The organism is Shewanella sp. SACH, from assembly GCF_001887095.2.
GTDB classification, from domain to species: domain Bacteria; phylum Pseudomonadota; class Gammaproteobacteria; order Enterobacterales; family Shewanellaceae; genus Shewanella; species Shewanella baltica.
In genome coordinates this window covers 481,061-498,228 of sequence record NZ_MPDG02000002.1, presented here as the reverse complement: position 1 = coordinate 498,228, position 17,168 = coordinate 481,061, and the positions used below count along the sequence as shown (strand labels likewise).

Annotated in this window: 10 protein-coding genes; 5 read left to right on the top strand and 5 right to left on the bottom strand. The window is 47.0% G+C overall.

Translation table 11 applies throughout. The annotated features are described in order from the left end of the window. Positions 1-79 precede the first annotated feature (79 nt). Positions 80-1,075 carry a two-component system response regulator gene (locus BM607_RS10105; protein WP_071938509.1) on the bottom strand — a complete coding sequence of 332 codons (996 nt, stop codon included), beginning with the start codon at positions 1,073-1,075 and terminating at the stop codon, positions 80-82. Then, positions 1,075-4,401 (bottom strand): MHYT domain-containing protein, encoded by a 3,327-nt coding sequence (locus BM607_RS10100; protein WP_071938510.1) that lies wholly within the window; start codon positions 4,399-4,401, stop codon positions 1,075-1,077. Before BM607_RS10100 ends, BM607_RS10105 begins: the two co-directional genes overlap by 1 nt. A gap of 454 nt (positions 4,402-4,855) precedes the next feature. Here BM607_RS10100 and srmB point away from each other — a divergent pair, with 454 nt between their 5' ends. From srmB to BM607_RS10075, 5 genes are all read left to right on the top strand, one after another. Beyond that, a complete protein-coding gene (gene srmB / locus BM607_RS10095; protein ID WP_006080348.1) occupies positions 4,856-6,115 on the top strand; it encodes an ATP-dependent RNA helicase SrmB in 1,260 nt (419 codons plus the stop codon). A 363-nt stretch (positions 6,116-6,478) separates the two neighbouring features. Continuing rightward, on the top strand, positions 6,479-7,690 hold the full coding sequence (locus BM607_RS10090; protein WP_071938511.1) for an efflux RND transporter periplasmic adaptor subunit: 1,212 nt from the start codon (positions 6,479-6,481) through the stop codon (positions 7,688-7,690). After that, the gene (locus BM607_RS10085; protein WP_071938512.1) at positions 7,690-10,881 is read left to right on the top strand and encodes an efflux RND transporter permease subunit; all 3,192 of its coding nucleotides are present in this window, start codon (positions 7,690-7,692) and stop codon (positions 10,879-10,881) included. The genes BM607_RS10090 and BM607_RS10085 overlap by 1 nt, the downstream gene beginning before the upstream one ends. Before the next feature lie 250 nt (positions 10,882-11,131). Further along, a complete protein-coding gene (locus tag BM607_RS10080) occupies positions 11,132-11,839 on the top strand; it encodes a TatD family nuclease-associated radical SAM protein (protein WP_071938513.1) in 708 nt (235 codons plus the stop codon). Between the two features lie 190 nt (positions 11,840-12,029). Beyond that, positions 12,030-14,267 carry a PAS domain-containing protein gene (locus BM607_RS10075; protein WP_006080344.1) on the top strand — a complete coding sequence of 746 codons (2,238 nt, stop codon included), beginning with the start codon at positions 12,030-12,032 and terminating at the stop codon, positions 14,265-14,267. On the opposite strand, the gene BM607_RS10070 is transcribed toward BM607_RS10075, so the two are convergent. From BM607_RS10070 to BM607_RS10060, 3 genes are all read right to left on the bottom strand, one after another. After that, on the bottom strand, positions 14,248-15,651 hold the full coding sequence (locus BM607_RS10070; protein ID WP_012090100.1) for a hypothetical protein: 1,404 nt from the start codon (positions 15,649-15,651) through the stop codon (positions 14,248-14,250). The two genes, BM607_RS10075 and BM607_RS10070, sit on opposite strands and share 20 nt — an antisense overlap. Positions 15,652-15,744: 93 nt before the next feature. Then, positions 15,745-16,308: a hypothetical protein gene (locus BM607_RS10065; protein ID WP_071938514.1), complete on the bottom strand. Its 564-nt coding sequence runs from the start codon at positions 16,306-16,308 to the stop codon at positions 15,745-15,747. Continuing rightward, a complete protein-coding gene (locus tag BM607_RS10060) occupies positions 16,301-17,050 on the bottom strand; it encodes a helix-turn-helix domain-containing protein (RefSeq protein WP_071938515.1) in 750 nt (249 codons plus the stop codon). The genes BM607_RS10065 and BM607_RS10060 overlap by 8 nt, the downstream gene beginning before the upstream one ends. Positions 17,051-17,168: the final 118 nt, after the last annotated feature.

Genomic DNA, 17,168 nt, shown 5'->3' with positions numbered 1-17,168 from the left:
TCAAGTTTTAAAGAACATCCAGTTTTAAATAGCATTATGTTTAAGATAACATCACGCTAAAGCCCTGTGCCACAAGGCTTTAGCGGTCGGTCCACTTCTCTTTGATTTCAATTATTTTCGGTAAGTTTTCGGCAAATAATCTGACCAACACAGGGTCAAAATGCACGCCGCTTTGCCCGTGAATGTAGTCCATGGTTTTGTCGACTGACCACGCCTCTTTGTATGGTCGCTTACTGGTTAACGCATCAAATACATCGGCTAAGGCCACAATTCTGCCCTCTAAGGGGATTTGCTCGCCTTGCAGCCCATGGGGATAACCCGTGCCATTCCATTTCTCATGGTGCGTGAGTGCCACTGATTTAGCTAATCGCAATAACTCAGAATCCGCCTCGCCAATAATTTCAGCACCAATTTGAGGATGAGTTTTCATGATCTCAAACTCCTCATCGGTTAACTTTCCAGGCTTGAGCATTATACTGTCAGCGATACCTATTTTGCCGATATCGTGCATGGGCGCGGCATGCAACAAATCATCCGCCTGCGATTCCGTTAAGCCGTAGGCCAGCGCCAATATTCTCGAATAATGGCTCATTCTAAGCACATGGGTGCCGGTTTCATTATCTTTGTATTCCGCCGCCCTGCCTAAGCGCTGAATAACTTGCAGACGCGTTCGTTTTAATTCATCAGCTTGAACCAACGACAAATGCGTTTTAACCCTAGCTTTAACGATCGCAGCTGAAATAGGTTTGGCGATATAGTCCACACCTCCCGCAGCAAAGCCTGCAGCCTCGTCGTGTTCGTCATTGAGTGCCGTCACAAAAATCACCGGAATAGACTGGGTTTCAGTCATAGTCTTCAGTGTTTGGCATACCTCAAAACCCGTCATATTCGGCATCATAATATCGAGCAATATCAGCGATGGTTTTTCGATTTGTGCTAAGCGCAACGCCTCCTCACCATTTTTGGCAAAGATTAACTGATAGTCTTGATGCAATATTTGCTTCAACACCCGTAAATTGACCGGTTCATCATCCACTAACAATAAGGTTTGTTTCGATTCAGTTGCAGTCTGCATTACGACTCCTCATGCGTGGAGATGGATATTTTTAGTGCCGTTAGTGCTTTGTGGGCGATATCAAAATCAAAGTCATCTAAGGCGTCAACAATACTGGTTATCGCGATTTTATTCGCTTCATCACTGAGTTTTTGTAGCGCGATAAGGTCAGCCTCATCAAAGGAGTGATGTGAGATAGCCGCAATAAGCGCATCGATATGGGGCAAGAAATGCTGTGCGTAATCAGCCTTTTTCGATGGGGTATTCGAGGCAGAATGTTCGGGTAATGTGGCGCCCGCAATATAGGCCTCTATCTCGCCTAATGAGGCACAAACGTCATCAAATATCTGCGGCATCGACTCAGGTTCAGCACTTTCCAATTGGCTAAACAGCTGCATCCATTTTGACAAGCCTAAGTTGCCACTGATGCCCTTTAAGCCGTGGCTTAACTGCTTTATCTGCTGGAGATCATGTTGATTGATTGCATCTTGTAATTGCTGGTTTTTTTCAGGCCACTGGGCAATAAACTTGGTCAACTCTTTGATGTATATTGACAGGCTTCCCCACAGCTTCATGCCGCGTAGCTCATCAATCACGAGATAACGATTTGACTGGGGCAATTCCACCACCGTCGTCAGCGACTCGAGTTTAAGTACTCTGGCAATTTCACGACTCAAGTACGCAAAATCGATAGGTTTATTCGCAAAGCCATCCATCCCCGCTTGTACGGCGGCATTTTGGTCTTGTTCTAACACACTGGCCGTTAAGGCAATAATCGGCATGTGCGCCAGTTGCTCTTCGGCTTCCTGTTGACGACGTATTCTAGCGGCGGTTAATCCGTCCATAATAGGCATTTGCAGATCCATTAGGGTGACATCAATCGGGCCTTTTCGCATTCGAACCAAGGCTTGCTGACCATCCCGAGCCGTGATCACTTTATGTCCCAAGCGGGTAAACAATACTGTCAGTAAATCAATATTCTGCTGGATATCGTCAACCACTAATATGGTCAACGGAGGTAAAGCCGTGATGTCAGATTGTTGTTTAGATAAGGTTTCGCTGCTGGCTTTTAAGGGAATAGTAAAACGGAATGTACTGCCCTCACCTAACACACTTTGGACTTCAATGTGCCCGCCCATCAACTCAACCAACTGTTTACTAATGGTCGTGCCTAAACCTGTTCCGCCGTATTTGCGGCTCATGGACGCATCGGCCTGCGAGAAGGCATCGAACACATGCTGAAGTTGATCAGGGGACATACCAATCCCAGTATCCGTAATTTCAAAGGTCACTTGTTGGTCGTGTTCAGGATAAACACGGACAGTGACTGTACCTTCGGATGTGAATTTAACCGCATTGCCCACTAAGTTAATCAGCACTTGTCTGATCCTTTCTGGTGAGCCGATATAGTTACTTGCCATCGACGGCGCGATATCCACGGCTAAAAACAGATTCTGGTTTTTAGCTTGTAACCACAGCGTCGAAATAACAGTGTCGATTTCATCGGTTAATGAAAAGACGCGACTTTCCAGCTCAAGCTTCCCCTTGTCTAACTTGGCGCTATCCAACACATCATTGAGTAAATGTAATAGGGATTTGGCGGAGCGATTAATGGTCGTTAGCTGTTTTTGCTGCTCCATCGCTAGTTGGGATTCCAATAAAATATCACTGAAGCCTATGATGGCATTCATTGGCGTGCGAATTTCATGGCTCATGTTGGCTAAAAATGCCGAACGGGCAGCAGCGGCTTGCTCCGCATTATTTTTTGCCATGACTAAGTCCTGCTCCATGATTTTTCGTTCGGTAATGTCCATCACAAACCCATCAATCCAAAGCTCGCCATTGGACTCATCGTTTATGTAGTTGCCATGTTCGAATAACCAACGCACTTCACCATCTCGACGAATGATGCGATATTCCATTGAAAATGTCGGCGGCTGTGCACTGTTATAAATAGCCTCAAGATCATCTGGATGATAAAGATCAGAGAAAAACCGTTGGGGATGCGGCAGTTCAAAATCGGCAGCCAGATAACCTGTGATGTTAAATACCGCATCACTGATATAAACCATTGGCCAGCCTTGAGTATTTTTACAACGATAAGCAATGCCGGGAATATTGCTGATCAAAGATCTAAACTTGGCTTCATTATTTTTCAGCTCAAGTTCCATTTTATTGCGCTTACTGAGATCAGTGATAAAACCGACAAAATAATGCTCTTTGCCCTGCATCATATGGCCAATGCTCAATCTAACCGGCACTTGGGAGCCATCTTTATGCTGCGCTTCTACCTCTCTGCCAATGCCAATAATTTGTGCTTTGCGTGTTTCAACATATTTGGCTAAATAGCCATCGTGCTCGGAACGAATGGCATCTGGCACAATTTTCTTAACGTTAACGCCAATCAGTTCATCAGCTTGCCAACCTAAGATCACCGCCACAGCCTTGTTCACACTGACAATAATGCCTTTGCCATCAATGGTAATAATCCCATCAATCGCCGTATTCATCATGGCGCGCATTCTGTCTTCATTGGATTTTGCTAGCAGGGTGAGATCTTTATATTTGAAGATCAGGTTCACAATTAACACTAGGCTGATAATGATGACAGTAATGACGGACACGCCAATGGCGAGATAGAAAGAGATTTCTGAGGTTTGCTGAGTTAACTCCAGCCCTTCAGGCTTAACAAAACGCGCAGCCGCCATCCCCGTATAATGCATACCTGAAATCGCCAGTCCCATTACGATACTGGCCAAAAAGTTACTCGTTATCACATTGATGTTCAGCGGGATTAATTTATTAACGCCGGTTCTCACCCACAACGCAATAATAGCAAGCAACACAGCCACAACGATAGAAAGCGCAAATATTAACGGGTCGTAACGCAGTAGCGGCGCCATTTCCATCGCGGCCATACCAACGTAATGCATAGTGCCAATACCAGCGCCAACGAGGGTTCCACTGATCAACACCTGAGTGAAACGAAAGCTAGGTTTAGCTAACAGATTTAATGCCACCCATGAAGCGGCAATACTGGGTAACAAGGAAAGGGCTGTCAGCGCAAAGTTGTAACTAACGGGCGAACATAAATCAAAAGCCAGCATGCCGATAAAATGCATCGACCAAACCCCGCCCCCCAGCACAACGCTCCCAGTGAGCAACATGATCTGTTTACGGAAATGGGACTGGCTAGTGACCGCTTGCGTCGCGACCTGAAAGGTCATAAATGCTGAAAAAATCGCAATAAAAATAGACAGAGTAACCAGCGAGGGATTGTAGTAGACGTTCAGTAACAGACTGTCTTGGGACGAAATAAAAAAATGTGATAACCCATCGAATGTCATATCGTTTTCAGCCCATGCATCAGAAACATAAAATCTAATCAAAACCTGTTTACTTATGTCCCCAAGCAGGGCTAGCGCTCAGGATCCCACTTTAAATAACGCCAGCAAGTGGATGAATGTTTATGCCAAAGGTCCTAAAAAACATCACTCAATCCATCGAAATAAACCTTAACAACAGCCTATCTTCATAATATTCGCAGTATCTTATAGAAGTTTAAAAAAATGTCTGCCCCTTTATAATAGCGAAGTACGGTATAACTGCAAAACAGCGGCACGAATGAGCTGCGATAAACGCTCACAACCGCTAAATATGTGTAAAAACACCTGAGATCTCTATATTTTTAACTAAACAGGCTGTAGAGCGACATAAGTTTATCCTCGCTCAGATTAAGTTATTTAAGTTAACCGCTATAACCTTTATAATGCTTCGCTATTATCCGTCGAGACGCTGCGCATGCAATTTGAAGATTTCCAGCTTGACCCTAGCTTATTAGAGTCGCTTAATGCCATGGGGCATCATTCACCCACCACTATTCAGCAAGAAACTATCCCTTATGCCCTAGAGCAAAGAGATATTCTCGCGCGCGCCCCGACAGGAACAGGTAAAACAGCGAGCTTTTTACTGCCATCGCTGCAACATTTAATCGACTTCCCCCGCCGTTTCGCTGGGCAAGCACGTATCCTGATCCTCACGCCTACCCGTGAGTTAGCCAGCCAAATCCACCGTTATGCGTGTCACTTAGCCACAGGCCAAGGTTTAGACATAGCGATCGTGACTGGTGGTGTGCCTTACGGACCACAAGAAGAAGCCTTAGCGGGCAACGTCGATATTCTGGTCGCGACCCCTGGCCGCCTGATGGAATATTTAGACAAAGGCAATTTCAACGCCCAAGAAGTCGATATCTTAATTATCGACGAAGCCGACCGCATGCTAGACATGGGCTTCTCTTCTGTGGTGCAAGCGATTGCTATCGAAGCCCAAGGCCGCAAACAGAACATGTTGTTCTCTGCCACCTTAGAAGGCGGCGGTGTGCAACGTTTTGCCCGTGAAGTGTTAAACGACCCGATTGAAATCGATGTTGAAGCACCTCGCAGCGAAAAAGCCAAGATCCACCAATGGATCCACTTAGCCGATGATAAAGAGCATAAATTTGCCCTGTTATGTCATCTGCTGCGCCAAGAAGATGTGAAACGGACTATCGTGTTCGTAAAAACCCGCGACATCGTTTCTAGCTTAGAAGGCCAGTTACTTAAAGTCGGTATTGCCTGCGCCTTCATGCGTGGCGATATGGAACAGAAAAAACGTTTCCAAGCTTTGAGCCGCTTTACCAAAGGTGAAGTGAACGTCTTGCTGGCAACCGATGTGGCTGCACGCGGTATCGATATCGACGATATCACCCATGTGATCAACTTCGACATGCCACGCTCTGCCGATACCTACATTCACCGTATCGGTCGTACTGGCCGCGCTGGCGCAAAAGGTACTGCGATTTCGTTGGCCGAAGCCCACGACATGCGTATCGTCGGTAAAATTGAGCGTTATATCGAGCAACCGTTGAAACGCCGCGTGATCGAAGAGCTGCGTCCAAAGAACAAAGAAGCGCGGACACCGGGTAAGAAAAAAGCCAAAGTGAAAGCGAAAGAAGCAGCGAAGAAAACCAGCAAGAAAGAAGCGGCAAAGAAAGCGAGTAAAATCGCCCGCAAGAAGAAGTAACGCCAGCTTGAAATAATCCAACTAAAGCCGCTATATGCGGCTTTTTTATTACCTAAATTTAACTCAATGCAATAAATCAACTGGCGAGTAAAAGCTAACCTTAAAATATAGAGCATGAAATACGGCCCATTTAGATCTACAAGCTCACAAACGTATTCATTCTTATTTCAATATATTCCAATCACCTAAGTGAACCTTTCATCATTTACCTGCTCTAATTTTCGCCAAAGCATCGGTACCTAGTGAGCACATGTGTCAAAACATCACTTTTAGACACATTTAATTTACAAAAATAAATTTATTGGCGCGGCCGACTCTGCTACTTTAACCCCATTACGCGATTAGCATGGATGTAACAATAATATGATGAAGACTCTACTGAGGAGAACATCTCCTTTATTAATTTTGCTGCTATTTGGCTTAGGCGCAAAAATATTAATGCAAACCAAGGAAGCGCCAGAACAAAAACCTGAAGAGATGCCGATTCCTATCGTTGATGTGACGCAAGTGACTCAGCAAACGGTATCGCTAAACTTACCTTCCTACGGTGTGGTTAATCCAAAATATAAAACCCAACTGGTAACCGAAGTTCAGGGCAGAATGCTGACCATTTCCCCTAATTTTGTTGCGGGCGGCATAGTTAAGAAAGGCGAACAACTCGCGCAGATCGAGCCCTCAGATTACGAGGCTGATTTAATGCAAGCCGAAGCGACACTGGCCCAAGCCACCGCTGCACTGAACGAAGAAATTGCCCGCGGTGAAGTCGCAAAAATCGAATTCAAAGGCTACGACAAAGGCTTACCCCCAGAGTTAGGTCTGCGTATTCCACAGCTTAAAAAAGAGCAAGCCAACGTTAAATATGCGCAGGCAGCACTGGCGCGTGCCCAACGTAACCTTGAGCGCACGGTTATCCGCGCGCCGTTCGATGGCATAATCAAAGCGCGTAATGTCGATTTAGGTCAGTATGTTAGCTTAGGTACAAATCTAGGAGAACTCTACGACACTAGTGTTGCTGAAATCCGCTTACCGATTTCCAATGACGATCTAGCCTATCTAGAGTCGGTCGATAATCCCGATACTCAAGTGACGCTGAGCGCCTCTTTGGCGGGTAAAGAAAATACTTGGGAAGGCAATATTATCCGCAGCGAAGGCGTGATCGATGCTGAAAATCGCATGGTGTATTTAGTCGCTGAAATCAAAGACCCTTACCTGCGCGCCAATAAAGTTGCTGGCAGCTTACCGCTTAAATATGGCAGCTTCGTCAATGCAGTCATCAAAGGTCGCACCGTCGATGGCATAGTAAAACTACCCCGCCATGTGGTTCGTAACGATCACGTTGCCTTAGTTAACGACAAAAATATTGTTGAAATGCGCCATGTGAATATCGTTCGTAGCGATCTCGACAATGTGTATATCAAGGACAGTCTAAAAACGGGCGAGCGCGTCGCCACCACTCACTTCAACAGCATGGCAAACGGTCAACTGGTTAAAGTCTTAGGTGAAGCGGCATTGCCGACTGAGACGCCAAAAGAAGACACGCCTGAGTCGAGTCTTGCGGCCACTGGGGTGAAATAATGGACACTCAAAAAGGGATCTTAGCCTGGTTCGCCCGCAACAGTGTGGCCGCGAACCTGTTAATGTGGGCATTACTCGTCGGCGGCTTGTTTAGCACTGTCTTGATCAATAAAGAGGTTTTTCCTTCTTTTGAACTCAATTTACTGAATATTTCCGTCGCCTATCCAGGCGCGGCGCCACAGGAAATCGAAGAAGGCATCAACATCAAGATTGAAGAAGCCATCCAAGATATCAACGGTATCAAGAAGGTCACGTCAGTGGCGAGCGAAGGGGTAGGCTCGATTACGGTTGAAGTTGAAGACGGTTACGAAGTGCAAACCGTGCTCGATGAAGCCAAACTGAGATTAGATGCGATTTCGACCTTCCCAGTGAACATCGAAAAACCCAATATCTATCAGATTAAACCTGAAAATAACGTCATTTGGGTGTCTGTCTATGGCGATATGACACTGCACGATATGAAGGAGTTGGCTAAGTCGGTGCGTGACGATTTAACCCAACTGCCAGCCGTGACCCGTGCCAAGGTGACTGGGGTGCGCGATTATGAAATCGCCATCGAAGTATCAGAAGATAAACTACGCGAATACGGCCTAACATTTACACAGGTCGCGTTAGCGGTGCAAAACTCTTCCTTTGACTTACCCGGCGGTTCGATTCGCGCCCAAGATGGCGACATCCTGCTCCGCACCAAAGGCCAAGCCTACACGGGTGATGACTTTGCGAATATCGTCGTCACCACTCGCCCCGACGGTAGCCGGGTGATGTTGCCGCAAGTGGCGACTATCAAAGATGACTTTGAAGAAAGGTTGGAATACACCCGCTTTAACGGTAAACCAGCCGCGATTATCGAAGTCACCAGTGTTGATGATCAAAATGCCTTAGACATTGCCGCTCAAGTAAAACAATACGTCGAGGATCGCCGCGCGACGCTTCCTGCCAACGCGCAACTCGATACTTGGGGTGATATGACTCACTACCTCAAGGGCCGCTTAAACATGATGATGTCGAACATGTTTTACGGTGCCTTGTTGGTGTTTATCATCCTAGCTATGTTCCTCGATCTTAAGTTGGCGTTTTGGGTCATGATGGGTCTGCCGGTGTGTTTCCTCGGCACTATGCTGATCATGCCGCTCGAACCTTTCTCGATGACGATCAACATGTTGACCCTGTTCGCCTTTATCTTAGTGCTCGGGATAGTGGTGGACGATGCGATTGTCATCGGCGAAAGCGCCTACACAGAAGTCGAACGCCACGGTCACTCGGTAGAAAACGTGATCCGCGGCGCGCAAAAAGTGGCAATGCCCGCGACCTTCGGGGTATTAACCACGATTGCGGCCTTTATTCCCATGTTGATGGTTTCTGGCCCTATGGGGATTATCTGGAAATCCATCGGCATGGTGGTCATCCTCTGTTTGGCCTTCTCGCTGGTCGAATCTAAGTTCATCCTGCCGGCGCATTTAGCGCACATGAAATTTAAAAAGCCCGGTGCGCCAAGGGGATTCTTTGGTCGCCTCAAAGCCAACTTTAACGACAGAGTGCAGCACTTTATTCACCACAGTTATCGCAACTTCCTCGAGCGCTGTATCAAGCATAGATACAACGTGGTCGCGGCCTTTATCGGTGTGTTGATCCTCTCCATTGCCTTAGTTGCCAGTGGCAAAGTGCGTTGGGTATTCTTTCCAGATATTCCATCGGACTTCATTCAAGTTCAGCTTGAGATGGACGAAGGCAGCTCGGAAGAGAACACTTTGAAAGTGGTGCAGAGCATAGAAGAAGCCCTGTACAAGATGAACGACAAAATGGAGAAAGATAACGGCTATCAAGTGGTGAAGCACAGCTTTATTAATATGAGCTCCCGTACCTCTGCCTTTATTTTTGCCGAACTGACGAAAGGCGAAGACCGCGAAGTCGATGGCGTGACGATTGCTGCCGCGTGGCGTGAACAATTGCCCGAGCTTTTATCGGTCAAAAAACTCAGCTTTAACGCGAGCACTAACGATGCCGGTGGCGATATTTCCTTCAGGTTGACCTCAAGCGATCTCGATGAACTATCCGCTGCCTCTAAAGAGTTGAAGCAAAAACTCGCCAGCTACGAAGGCGTGTACGATATTGCCGACAACTTCTCCTCGGGCAGCCATGAAATTCGCCTGAAGATACGTCCAGAGGCTGAAGCCCTTGGCCTGACCCTTTCCGATTTAGCCCGCCAAGTGCGTTACGGTTTCTATGGTTATGAAGCCCAACGTATTTTGCGTAATAAAGAAGAAATCAAGGTAATGGTGCGCTATCCATTAGAGCAGCGCCGCACTGTGGGTTATCTGGAAAACATGCTGATCCGCACGCCAACGGGCACCTCGGTTCCCTTCTCGACCGTGGCACAAATTGAGAAAGGCGAATCCTATGCCTCAATTACCCGTGTTGACGGTAAGCGGGCGATCACCATCACGGCAAATGCCAACAAAAACATAGTCGAACCTTCAAAAGTGGTACAGGAAATCCAAAAAGATTACCTGCCACAATTACAGGCCAAGTATCCTAAAATCCAAACCGCGTTAGATGGCGGCAGTTTGGATGAACAGAATGCTATGGTCGGTTTGATGCAAGGTTTCTTCTTTGCGCTGTTTACCATTTATGCACTGATGGCAATCCCGCTAAAATCCTACAGTCAGCCGTTGATCATCATGTCGGTGATCCCCTTCGGGATTATCGGCGCACTGTTCGGTCACTTGATTCAGGGACTCGCGATGAGCGTGTTAAGTCTCTGCGGCATAGTGGCACTCGCGGGTGTGGTGGTAAACGACTCTTTGATTTTGGTCGACTTTGTTAACCGTGCGCGGGAACAAGGCCAATCGGTTAGACAGGCGGCAGTGGATTCGGGCTGTTATCGCTTTAGGGCGATCATCTTAACGTCACTCACGACCTTTGTCGGCTTAGTGCCTATTATTCTCGAGCGCAGTTTGCAGGCGCAAATTGTGATCCCTATGGCGACGTCCCTCGCCTTCGGTATCCTGTTCTCGACCGTAGTGACGCTGATCTTAGTGCCGCTGCTGTACATCATACTCGACGATGTTAGCCGCTCTAGCAGCCGCTTCTTCAACTGGTGGTGGCAGCCTAAAAAAAACAATGATGAGGACGTTAAGCATCCGGATTTTGAGCAAGCTGTCACGACTGACTATAAGAAAGACTATTTATAGGCCGTTAACGACTGACAGTTAGCGATAGGCAGTTAGCGATAGACAGTTAATCAATGTCTTGGACCTTAAAAAGAGAGCTTAGGCTCTCTTTTTTATTGCCAGTGCTCACTCAATTCCACATCAGCATCAAAGTCACTATGCCGTGAGTGGGTTTGAGCTTTCAAGTTGCGATCTAGCTGACAGTTATGCCATCGGGCTTTCGCTACACTGTGCTCAAGTCGTCAGTTATCGTTAGAATGAACCTATCATTATGTCTGAGCATCTGCATAAGCAACACCTTGATAACCCGCACGTTGTCACCACTGAAACCCTAGCGAACGGTCACATCACAGATGAAGTTTGCACTAATGAAACCTGTGCAACCGAAACGCTAGTCTATGATATTCGCCGCAGTCGTTACCTCAATATCACTGGTCGCTGCACTCTGCGCTGCGCTTTCTGCCCGAAACATAATGGCAGTAAACAAATCCACGAATACCAACTTGCCCTGTGCCACCAACCTAAGCCCGAGGAAATTATCCCCCTGCTTGGCGATGTTAAAGACTTTGAAGAATACGTGTTTTGCGGTTATGGCGAGCCCACTTTAAATCTTCCAACGCTACTCACTGTGGCAAAAGAGATCAAACGCAGAGGCGGACGAGTACGGATTAATACCGATGGTTTAGGCAATCTGGTCCATAGACGCAATATTCTGCCAGAGCTTGCCGACTGCGTTGATAGCTTATCGATTTCACTCAATGCGGATAATGAAGCCGCCTATATTGAACATTGCCGCCCAAAACTCGCCGGTTCCTACGCCGCCGTGCATGCCTTTATCGCCTTGGCGCCACACTATATTGAAACGGTACAAGTCTCCGCCATCGAAGGATTAGCGGGCGTCGATATTGATATTTGCCGTGAACAAGTGGAGTCCTACGGCTGTGAATTTAAGCATCGTGTATTAGGCGCTCTAGGCTAAACACCATTCCAATACTGCCAAAATCGACTGAAGCACTGAGCAGCAATAACTCGTCATTGAGCGAATGAGTAGAGATGTAAACCTGTCTTAACTTTACTAAGGAAATCTTGCTTAGTAACTTGGCACTGTCGTAACAATTCTTTCGTGTTAACATAGCGAAATTAACAGATCACCCACTCATAATCGGTTCATGCTGAAGAATAACCCAAGCACGTATCCCCTAGCGCCGCTGCTCTCTTTAACTCAAGGGATCCATTGGTCGCATCAACGCTTATTAGCCGTTGCAAGCCAGCTCTCTATGCTGGTGATTGGCATGATCATTTTAACCAACTTAATCATTACTTTAGGTGAGCGACGTCTACAGGAAGAATGGGCGACGCAGAGATACAGTGAACTGCAAACCATAGGCACACTGATCACAGATAAAGTGTCTTTCCAGCAATTTCGCACCCAAATTTTTGCCAATGGTGAGCTGCTAAAGCAGTACTTGAGCAATCCAACCGCCAAGCAACAACTCAAATTACAGGAAGCTTGGCTAGATCTGGTGAAGCATATTCCTGAACTGCTCGGCATTGCACTGTACGATCCCCAAGGCAATTATAAGTTCTCTACCCCTTCGAATTTCAGTAAAGATGCCTTACCGCCGACCTTGCTTGGCGCGAGTCGTAATATGGGCGGTAAAGAGGTTTACACTTCGCCACTGGAGTTTGTTCCGATTGAAGGCATGCTAGAACCCTATATGTATCAAATGGCGTGGCTCGAAAAGCCCGATCAAAGTTCTATGGGTTATCTAGTGACGTACAACTCTATGGTGCAAATGCTCGAAGCCATAAAGCCGGCTTTTTCGAGCAATAAGTCGCCTATGTTAGTGCTCGACACGCAGGGATTACTCTATGCTGGCGCGAGCGATCTCGCCCCGTTAAGCAATATGCCAGAAACCTTAGGGGCAAGTTTAAGACAAAGTTATCCTGCTCTGTGGCGTGATATGTCCATGAGTAATTTTGGTCAATTCCACGGTGAAGAAGCCACCTTTGTTTACCTTAAGATCGAGCTTACCGCCCAGCCAGAAACCCGCAGAGAATACTTTTTACTCTCCTATGTGCGTAACTCCGACATAGCCGCACGTTTTTCCCAGTGGCAAAACATTGTCATAGTGGCATCGCTAATCTTAACCGTACTCGCCGCTTGGGTTGTGCTACTCAGCCACATGTATCGCTTACAACAGCGTTCACGCCAATACAGTATCGATGTCGCCAATGGCTTATTTAACAGTGATATCGGCTTTATGATGGTCAACGAAAACGCCAGAGTGATCAGCGCCAACACCAAGGCAGCAGAAGCGACCTTAGTGCCACTGGATGAACTCACAGATCGCAGCCTACAACGCACCTTATGCCTCGATGACAGAACCTATGCCGAGCTGATGGAGCAAGTGCATAAAACCGGTCAATGGTCTGGTGAAATCAGCCTAGAAAGTATCAATGGCCCAACGCTGCGGGTGCATATCCGCCAAGCGCCAAGGGCGAGCCGAGGGTCACCGCATCTATTGATCACCCTTGAAGACATCAGTGAATTAGTCAGCAGTAAAGAACAAGCATTTCTCAGTGAGCTTTTATGCGATAGCACAGTCGCAACAGCGCTGACAGATGCCAATGGTAAATTGATTAAAATCAACCCCGTATTTGATGCGCTGATGCAACTCAATGGCGATTTAAATCAAGATTTAGCCTCGCTGCTCGCCAACGATTTAGGTAATCAATGGCAAAGAATTAGTGCTCAAATCGCCATGCAAGGTCAGTGGCAGGGGCAAATTCTGTGCTCACCTAAACAGGCGCACTCCAATTGTTTACAAGCCACCTTAAAGGGCCATGTGGCCGCCGATGGTGAGATTGATTATATCGTCTGTACCTTAGAACAAGCCGCCGAACGCGGCCGAGGCACAGAGAAACGCAGCCTTGTGCCCCATCGCAGCACGATTCTGCTGAGCTTAGTTGATTTAGAGCGTTACTTTAACTCGCTGCCGCCGCCAAGCCGCCTGAGTTCAAGCCTACTGTTAATGGATATCAACCCTGAAGGTTTGCTGAGCCACATGAGTGACATCGACCAACTGGCAAACCGCCAGCAGGAAGTCGAAGTTCAATTACTGCTTGAAATTCCTGCTAATTATCAGATTTTGCATTGGCAACTCGGGAAACTGATTGTGATGTTACCTGACACAGATGCCACCCATGCGCACAACTTTGCCCTCAATATGATGGAAAAGCTCAATGGCAATGGCTTAGGCGAAGGGATCAGTATCGGTATTGCGGGTTATCAAGAAGGCCAGACACTTGAGCAGTATCTGAATAATGCCGAAGTCGCCCTAAAACGGGCGAAACAGAATAACGATCAAAATATCGGTCAGGCCTTTACTCGTCATCAATCGTAGATTCGGGCATGTTGACCGAATCGGGCAATTGGCTCTGGGTAATCTCAATAATCGTCGAGCGGTTCATGGTGATTTTGTAGCGAATATACTGCGGGGCTTCGCGGCCATCGCGTAGCACTAAAATCAAGTTGACTTGATAACGCCGCTCAACCGATTCGTGACTGATTTTACCTTCAACTTCCTTATAAATCTTTGCCTTACCCCGCTCTAAGTAGCGGGCAAAGGGCACTAAGCTAAAGTTCACTTGCTCTTGAATGGTGGAGTATCCCGCTTGGAACTCGCTCTGATTCACCTTAGTGGCAATTTTATAGTGCAGGATTTCAGCATCGACCTTATTTTGGCTATGCCTGTGCTTTAGAATTTCACTGACTTTATCGGGCAGATCTTGCTGGCGCATAAACTCAAGCCATACCAACTGCTTCGCGATAACTGCCTGACTAGTGGTATCGCGCAAAATCCGGCTCCAACGTGGCCTGCCCCGCTGAATAAAACGCCACATGGCATTACGCACGTCATCCTTAAAGATTTCCCTGAAGCCGTAAATCACCGCCAAGGTCAGCACTAAGGCAATGGTAAAGCCGCTGAAGGCGCCCTGCGCTTGAATAATCAACGCCGACACCACCAACATCACTAACGCCGTCGCCAGTCCCGTCGTGAACTTTTTAAGGCCAATCCCTAAGGGTTTTAACTCTTCTTTGAGTACCACACCTTGTTGGATTAAACGTCGTAACAACAACATCTTGTTTGAGATGCGGTTAGGGTCTTGCTTAGTTTGCGCCGAGTTGTAGTTATGCTCATCCCGATAGGCGCACTCATTGCGACACAGTGTTAGCACCCGTTCTTGGATATCGTTGAAATCACTGGTTCGTGTGGCGTGGGCGAGCACTTTTAGTAACTGCTGCTCGCAGAACCAAGACAGGTAGTTATCGGCATTTTCGAAGTAGGATTTCCATTTAGGATCGCCCGGTTCGTTACGGCGAAACTTTTTCAGCAACTGGCCAACTTGTTCGCGTAATTCGTCGAGGGCAAAATAGAAATGGGTTACATCTGTGATTTGATTGAGTTCTTTAACGTCGTTTTCGACTGCAACGGCAAACTGATAGGCGAACAGATTCAAGTACAATCTGAATTCTTCAACGGTGCGGCGATTTAAACTGGCAAAGCGGCCCTGTACCAAAGGTAAGTGCAAGCCTTCTGAATAGTAAGAACGACGGCCGACAATCGCGCTGTAGTAGTACTCTTCTTCATTGAGCGTGTGCGAGCCTATGCCCATTTCCTTTGGTAAAAAGAAATAGAGATCAAGCTGACGATTATCGCCCTTTTCCATCTGATGGCTGAACTTAATCGACAGGGATTCTTCTTGCTTTACACGTATCTTAGACACAACACCCTTTTCATGAGCCCTCACAGAGACTCATCGCAGTAGACATAAATCAATGAGCACTAATCTTAACTGAAATAAACTCAAATTCACTGATTAAATTCGACTATTTACGATTCGGCATCCACAAATCGTATTGCTGGGTTGGAATAACACCACGGCATAATCCTTAGTGTCATCCATATCCAACACTTCAATACTGAAATTATTCACCCCAGAATCGCGAAACGGTAAACTGCTGATGTTAGATAGATATTTCATGTGTTCTGGCCAATTTTTTTGCTTTTCCATTTCCGATTCAGTTTTCGTCTCCACTGCAACCCTATAGGTCATGCTATTGGCCTCAATGCTGTCGACCTTGCCACGCATCGAAATATGGCCCGCACTGGTGCCATCAAAATTAAAGTAACGGTAGTTGATTTGCGCTTTGTCGGCGGCAATCAATACGTCCACAAGCAGGTAAAATTTATTGTCACTGCTGGCAATACCAACACTGCCGCTGATACTGGGATTCGCACTCGAGTGGCGATCAAACAGTTCTGAACTGCAACTCAACATCATGGTCCGGCTCGTTGCCGACTGTTTATAAATCACCCCGCAAGCCGCAATCAAGGCCGACAAAATAACAATATTGATGGTCCACTTGAGCCATTTAGCCACAGATATCCACCTCGCGCAGCCAGGCAGAGTCGATGAATGCTTTGGGGCGAGAAAAATCGCTGATGCTAATATTGCGGAGCACTGACTGGTCGAGTTTTTCACCGCGAAACGTCATATTAAGCACCTGTTTGTCATGGGATAAAGACGCATAAACATCCGCCCAATCGCTCTTGCCACAGGCAATGAGGCCCGCACTTAAGCGCTCGCCCATTTCGAACAGTAAGGTGTTACTCGCACTGGAGTCGGCATATAAGTTCAAGCGCACTTGCTGACCCGAGGCTAACGACAGTATCGACGTCATCAAAGCTTGGGTCGGCTTGCTGTGATCTGTGTGTTTCAGATAAAACACCGAAAACGCCAACATCACCCCGAATAACACTAAGGCACTCCACAAAGGCACAGTGTGTAGTCTGAGGTAATTGACGCCTCGATATTCGCTGCCGTTTGATGGCCGCAACAAATAACCTTGGCCTTTAACGGTTTCGATCAAGCCCTCGTGCTGAGGGCCAAGAAAGGAGCGGAGCGTGGATATGGCGCGGGACACAGAGGCATCGGTTAATGGCGGACCTTGTCCATCCCCCGTTTTTAGCATGTGCTTTGAAACTAACTGACCTTGGTGTTCAAGCAATAACGTGATCACTTGTAACTCGGCCCGAGAAAGATGCCAAGATTCATCGCGAGACAACTCAATCAGCATGCCTCGTTCTCGATCAAACCTGCAGTCTCCCAATTGCATACACATTAACTCAACTCCATAAAAACACGGAGTTAAGTCTATGCAAGCCAACCAATGATTAATGTGATCTTGCTAACCCAAGCCAGCAAATAGTTAATTTTCGTGAGACAAACCGCAAGCCTGT